This window comes from Nesterenkonia salmonea (assembly GCF_005771525.1).
GTDB classification, from domain to species: domain Bacteria; phylum Actinomycetota; class Actinomycetes; order Actinomycetales; family Micrococcaceae; genus Nesterenkonia; species Nesterenkonia salmonea.
Genome location: NZ_VAVZ01000070.1, coordinates 1 through 6,221, shown reverse-complemented (window position 1 = coordinate 6,221; position 6,221 = coordinate 1). Strand labels below are relative to the sequence as shown.

At 58.6% G+C, this 6,221-nt stretch carries 6 protein-coding genes; 2 read left to right on the top strand and 4 right to left on the bottom strand.

The genetic code is table 11. The features are described 5' to 3' along the window. Positions 1-44: 44 nt before the first annotated feature. Complete coding sequence (locus tag FEF26_RS14955; protein ID WP_208012953.1) at positions 45-383, bottom strand: helix-turn-helix domain-containing protein; 339 nt, start codon at positions 381-383, stop codon at positions 45-47. A 98-nt stretch (positions 384-481) separates the two neighbouring features. On the opposite strand from FEF26_RS14955, the gene FEF26_RS14950 reads away from it, so the two are divergent. After that, on the top strand, positions 482-1,660 hold the full coding sequence (locus FEF26_RS14950) for a PD-(D/E)XK nuclease family protein (protein ID WP_138254337.1): 1,179 nt from the start codon (positions 482-484) through the stop codon (positions 1,658-1,660). A gap of 38 nt (positions 1,661-1,698) precedes the next feature. Here FEF26_RS14950 and FEF26_RS14945 read toward each other — a convergent pair whose 3' ends face one another. The 3 genes from FEF26_RS14945 to FEF26_RS14935 all read right to left on the bottom strand — a co-directional run bounded on the left by FEF26_RS14945 (position 1,699) and on the right by FEF26_RS14935 (position 4,691). Beyond that, entirely contained in the window at positions 1,699-2,256 is a 558-nt protein-coding gene (locus FEF26_RS14945; RefSeq protein ID WP_138254336.1) for a hypothetical protein, read from the bottom strand. Positions 2,257-2,658: 402 nt separating this feature from the next. Next, a complete protein-coding gene (locus FEF26_RS14940) occupies positions 2,659-4,122 on the bottom strand; it encodes a potassium/proton antiporter (RefSeq protein ID WP_166433071.1) in 1,464 nt (487 codons plus the stop codon). Positions 4,123-4,265: 143 nt separating this feature from the next. Beyond that, positions 4,266-4,691 carry a hypothetical protein gene (locus tag FEF26_RS14935; RefSeq protein ID WP_138254334.1) on the bottom strand — a complete coding sequence of 142 codons (426 nt, stop codon included), beginning with the start codon at positions 4,689-4,691 and terminating at the stop codon, positions 4,266-4,268. 393 nt (positions 4,692-5,084) lie between these two features. Here FEF26_RS14935 and FEF26_RS14930 point away from each other — a divergent pair, with 393 nt between their 5' ends. Beyond that, positions 5,085-5,573 carry a GNAT family N-acetyltransferase gene (locus tag FEF26_RS14930; RefSeq protein WP_341805157.1) on the top strand — a complete coding sequence of 163 codons (489 nt, stop codon included), beginning with the start codon at positions 5,085-5,087 and terminating at the stop codon, positions 5,571-5,573. Positions 5,574-6,221 lie beyond the last annotated feature (648 nt).

The window sequence follows — 6,221 nt, the reverse complement described above, 5'->3', positions numbered from 1 at the left end:
CCCCAGAACCAGATCCAGTGAAGTAACCCGTACCGCTCCACGTCTCACTTGATTTGACACGCTCCGCCTGCCCGCATCTCTGTGTCCCACTTGTACCCGCTCATCGAGGAAACTCCCACAACCGCTGCCGCTGCGCGCACTGACCGGCCTTCTTCGCGCAGCTGGTGGAACTTCTCCCGACCAGGATGACGGGGCCGGCCATTAGCACCATGTGGCTTACCGGCACGCGATTGAGACACCCAGCGATCCACCGTCGAGGGCGAGACCCCGCAGGCCGCAGCGGCCTTGCGAGTACTCACCCCAAGCTTGACCAGAGCGATCACTGCATCAAAGACATCATCCCCGTAGCGAAGGACTAAGGACTCCGGGTCGGTGGGCTCCACTGAGGCTCCTGAAGATCAGGCCGGTGCAACCACCGATAGAAGCCGCCACGTGAGTCTCCAGAAACCCAGGGGCGTTCACACCTCGATAGGCTGGTTCTATGTCTGCAGACCAGAGGTCAGTGAACGATTTTGTCACGAGGCTGCTGCCTGGGCTGTCGCGAAGCTTGGCGGAGGAGTTCAACGTCTTCCGGGTGATGCATCACGGCACTCATGAGAAACAGCTCTCCAATGTCTTCGCCTGGCTGCTGCGGGACGACGCCACGCATGAGCTAGGGGGTGTTTTCCAGCGGATCTTTCTGTCACGGGTCAACGGAGCTCTATCGCAGGAGCGAAAGATTCCAGCCACTGGCTACCGAATCTTCCAAGAGGTCCAGACCGAAAGTGATGAGCAGACAGGCATGGATATCGCCGACCTGCTCCTTGTCCGCGATGATGCCGCCCTGGCGGTCGAGAATTACGGAACCTCTGACGGACACGGGCATGACTATTACCGCTATCTCGCCCATGCTGCAGGGGACCGGCGGAAGGCCGTGGTCGTTCTTCTGTGTATGCGACATATGCCGCATCTTCTGCAGGATGGGTGGGAGCAGGCGGTCGTTGTCACCTACTCCGAAGTCCTCAGCGATCTGAAGAACTATGTGGCGCGAGATCGATCCTGGCGTGACAGGCACCCTGAGCAGCACTTCTTTCTCCAGCAGATGTTCCACCAATTCGTGGAAGGACCAGCAGCAGTGAATCTCGACGATCAGCTCGCTTTCATCAAGATCATGTGTGAGACCGGAGAGGCATCCCGCTACGGCGCCTCCCAACGCGACCGGGCAGCCGAGGAGTTTGCCGACATCGTGGCTGAACATGCTCGCCGGCAATTCGAAGAGGGTCGCACAACTCTCCGCCAGGTCAAAGCCTCACTGCGGGACTTCACCCGGACGCAGCTGCTGAACCAGGTCAATGAAGCGATGGGGGTGGCACATTTCGATCGTGTGACCTCGAATTGGCAGGGTCAGTGGGAATGGTCAGTGAAACTGGGACGCGCCAGTGGTGACGATGCCTATGTGACCCTTCGTTTCGGGCCTACAGCTGTGGCTACAGTGAACTGGACCCCTGGGCTTGTCTCCGCTCCTGATTACTCACGAATTTTTGTCGCTGACTCACCCCGCGAGGAAGGCTTCCGGGTGATCTCCCAAACCGAGGTGACTCTATCCGAGGTCTTGGCCGGACTCGGGCCGGGGGACTTGCGGCTGCGAGACGCTGTGCTGAAGGCAATCCCAGCAGACTGAGCAACTACATAGGAGCCGGTCGACCAGACGACTCCATCTCAAGCCCCAGGTGATCCGCTTCTGCTCCTCAGGCTCATAAGAGAGGAGTATGCGTTCATGCCGGTATAACCGGTGCATAAGTTTGGCGACTGAACATTAGAGTCGGCATCTTGCACCGACGTTCCACTGTCTATGCCAGCTGACGGCGAGTCTGGGCCTCCCATTTTCACGAATAACGCACAGACTTTCAGGGCGGAGACCGCAATGTCAGTTCCCTCAGCGACATCAATGATCATGATCCTGGGACCCTCAACGGCTGCGTTGAGCACCCAGTTGTTCACAAACCCATCAGCAGCCACCGTAGGCTCCACACAATGCAAACCAACCGTCAGCCCGCTATCAGGATTATGTTGCATGTCAGCCTTGATCGGGTTCTTCATCAGCCTCAGCCCCCACGTGTTCGCAAGCGCCCGCGCCTGCATTGCCCGCAGAACGGGATCGTCACCGAAGATAATGATTGAGGCGCCCCCCAAAGCGCGAACTTTCTTATCGAGGTCCACACTCAGGTGCTCAGTGTCGTAGTTCGGCCCGTAGGCTCTAATTTCTCGATCAGACATGACCGGTTTCCTCTCGATAGCATGCTGACACTTAGGCCAGTTTTTCTTTCGCCCTCCCGCCTCGCATCTATGCGAGGCTAATCAGCACCCGATCAATGAAGTACCTAAGCAATCGAAATCGTCGGACCCCTATGGTCGCGCCCTGAGGGTCACAGAGATGGCATCGCGCACTCCAGAAGAGCTCAGGACAGCGGCAGGGCCATTGAACTAACACCCGCACGGGATAGGGCCATAGAGAAGAGGATGGCCCTTCCTTTGCGGATAAGAGGAGACTCTTCGTAAGGCAGAGCTCATCAACACTAACGGGAGCGGGATAGCCCGCCGATGGCATCCGGTGTGAGGAGCCGTGCATTCAACGCTCTCGAGCGCGATGGGCCATCCACATTCTTCCCGTGCGAATACTTACCCACCTGAGAGGCGGTGGAAAAACTCTCGGACTTGCTCCTCGTGCTCGGCCGGTATTACTACCAAGAGCTGGTCTTCGTTTTGCAGGTGTGTCTGCCCAGAGGGCACGAATGACTCATCTTTACGCATCACCAGGGAAATCTGGCTATGCTCCGGGAACTGGATATCTCTCAACGGCAGTTGCGTCAGAAGCGATGGTCCGCTGAGTGTGATCTTGATCAGGTCAGCTCGCTGTTCATCCATCGGTGCGGGTTCGATCTGCACTGCCGTGCTAGGGGCCACGTCGGTGAGACCCAGTAGCCTCGCGACGAAGGGCAATGACGGCGCTTGGATCGCCGTGTAGGCCACGACGAACACGAGAACGACGTCGAAGAGCATATCGGCGTCTTCCATCTCAGCTGCCATAGGAATCGTCGCCAAAATAATCGGGACAGCTCCTCGCAGCCCGGCCCAGGACAGGAACGCCTGCTCTCGCCATGGCATCTTGAACCACACTGCGCACAAAAAGACCGCAAAAGGTCGGACCAAGAACGTGAGAAACAACCCGGCCACTAAGCCGCTCATCACAATTTCCCAGGTGATTCTTCCCGGGCTGGCAAGCATACCCAGCATCACGAAGAGTCCGATCTGCGCGATCCACCCAGTGCCTTCGGCGAAGGACTGAGTTGCCTGCCGGTGCGGCAGCCGGCCGTTACCGAGCACCATCGCGCACATGTACACGGCGGCGAATCCCGACACACTGATTTGGGTTGCCACACCATAGGACATGACCGCCCATGCCAATGCCGCCAGCGGGTAGAGACCCGCAGCCGGGAGTGCGAAGCGCCTCAGCACGAACACACCCACACCCCCGAGGGCCACTCCGAGCACGATGCCGCCTACGAGCTGGGCTGCGATCATCAGTGCCACTACGGGAATGCCGCCGGAGGGTTCGGTCCCGACGGCCACAGCTGTCGCGGCCGTGACGATCAGTACGGTCGGCGCGTCGTTGAGTCCCGATTCGCCCTCCAAAACTGACCGGACCCGCGCTGGAACAGGGATGCCCCGCAGCACCGAGAAGACTGCCGCAGCATCGGTACCTGCATTGATTGCCCCGAAGAGTAAGGCCAAGATGATTGGTAACCCAAGAGCGTAATGACCAATGACCGTCATGAGGCCGATAGTGACCACTACGCCGACCGTGGCCAGGAGCACTGACAGCAAGATCGAGGGGCGAATCTCACGCCACTTGGTGGTGAGTCCACCTTCAGCCAGGATCAACACCAATGCGGCGTAGCCCAACCCTTGGGCGATGGTGGCATCGTCAAATTCGAGCCCGAAACCTGCTTCGCCGAGGATCATGCCGAAGAACAGGAAGAACAGCAGTGCCGGTAATCCAAGACGTACTCCCACACGGATACCACCGATTGCCGCCAGAGTGACTAGGGCGGCAACGAGCATGAAGAGATTGATGGCATCCACGGCAACTATTCTTGCAAGAATCCGTTGTGACATTGGCGAGCTTCTTCATCTGCCGACGCGAACTCAGTTTCGGTTTTGGGGACAGAGACCAGAAGGCCCGTGTGCCGAAGCCTGCCCTCCATCCCTGTTCAACCTGGTGGTCATCACCATCTTGGGTCCCACGGCGTTGAAAATCTTGCGACATTCTCGTACCCGGGCGGCCCCAGCTTGACCACTCGCGTTTCCACGTCGCACTCTGCGCCGCCGGGCAGGTCGAAGCTGTAGTGCCCGTGTGGCTCGACATCCATGTCCGACGAGTAACTGCGCAGGTCCACCACGGCTGCCGCAGCGGCATCGCTGCCCATCAGCACGCAAGCAGCAAGTCCCACGGCTGCACCTCGCGAAGGCCCGAACCGACCGGCACGACGACGCCCGCTAGCCTCCTCTCGGCAGCAGGCAGAGATCCTGCTCAGCTCCTTCTTGAGTTCAAACGTGGCTCGAGTGCCCGCCGGTGCGGAGTGGGTCAGTCGTTTATCAAGTGAATTGTCGGCGTCTTCCGGTTGGTAGCTGCTTCTTGGTGGCCCGGTCATGGTGTGATCCTTGTCGCTCGGAGGTGCGTCCTTACCATGTACGTGTCCGGCCAAGCCGATAACGTCCGCTGCATTTCCTAGTCTTCGTTACGGCCGGCGATTTCGATAGTTGGTAACGTCCTTAGCCACATCGAGTTTTGAGGATGGGCTCGAGCACCGGAACTCGAGTGACCGAGAATGCCCGGGACGGAAGGTTCGCCGGAGGCGACGAATTCTTGACCGCGAAACGTCAACCGTCAGCAGCAGGCAGACCGTCACTCAGCGACGGCCCTGCGGGTATTTCCTGCTTTTCTTGAGGCACTGTGACAACCTGAACGGAGTCATTGTAGATTCTGCGGAAGCGCTTGGATCCTTGCCATGACACTCTTGATCCGTGACACCTAGCCTGATGATATTCCTGAAATTCTTCGACTGGTTCAAGCGCTGGCTGAATATGAACAAGAGCCCGACGCTGTAGAAGCAGAGCAGAAAGATTTCGCTCAAGCACTCTTCCCAGATTCTGGTTCCCCGGCCACTCATGCGCTCACTGCTGAACGTCATGGCACGGTCATCGGATTGGCGATCTGGTACGTCACCTTCTCGACCTGGACAGGCCGCAATGGCATCTGGCTAGAGGATCTCTTTGTTGACCCGGCCCACCGCGGGTCAGGAGCGGGACGTGCATTACTTGCTCGTCTAGCCCAGATATGCTTCGAGCGCGGCTGGCGCCGGCTCGAATGGTGGGTACTCAAGTGGACGAACCCGCGATCGCCTTCTACCGTTCACTTGGGTCAACCCCACAGAGTGAATGGGAAACGCACCGCCTCGACGGCCAAGCGCTTCAGCAATTGGGCGCCAGGACCGAGTAACAGTCTCTCCGAAGCCTGCTGTTCAGGGTCTTAGGGGACGTCTTCCTCCGAACAAGGAAGAAGTCCTACCTCGACGTCATCCAAGAAGAACGTAGGCCCGCGTTTCGCTCCCTCGCACCAGGCGAAAACCGCAGCAGTCTCCCTGTCTGGAGGCAGACTGGTAATACCGTGGCGCGGACCATCGGCTTCTCCAGGAAAGCTAAGCCTGAACTGATGTCCTTCCTCCTCGAGAGCAGATTCGGCCTTCGCGACGCGCTCGTGAGCTTTCTCGTTCTCATCTTCCAGTTCCGTGGCGCAGGACTCGAGGACCTAGGGAAACATTGCAAAAGCCAAGAGTTTCGAGGATCGCATCGCTCCATCGTGTCAGAGGGCTGCCACCTATTGGTTTGAACCTCGAGCAACACCCTGCATGCGTGTTCCACAGGAACTCGACTCTGAGGACACCTGGTAGGCAGCCTGACTCGAGCTCCACCTTGAGTTTCGCTTCGAGGTTGTAACCAGCTGGAAATTGACAGGGCGCGGCGGAAGTTCGGGTCCGCCCTGGTTGGGGCGCACTGTGCTCGTTTATCCGTACCACTTATGCAGAGGGTTGCAGCCTTCGTAACGCTGGTTAGACCCTCTCTGCCAGACTGAGGTGAGACCCCCGGGCTGAGCGGTTATGAGACTGGGAGATCCATTCACT

Bases quoted from the DNA above. Each gene is read 5' to 3' on its own strand.
- FEF26_RS14950 (WP_138254337.1), top strand. From the start codon at position 482: ATGTCTGCAGACCAGAGGTCAGTGAACGATTTTGTCACGAGGCTGCTG.
- FEF26_RS14945 (WP_138254336.1), bottom strand. From the start codon at position 2,256: ATGTCTGATCGAGAAATTAGAGCCTACGGGCCGAACTACGACACTGAG.
- FEF26_RS14935 (WP_138254334.1), bottom strand. From the start codon at position 4,691: ATGACCGGGCCACCAAGAAGCAGCTACCAACCGGAAGACGCCGACAAT.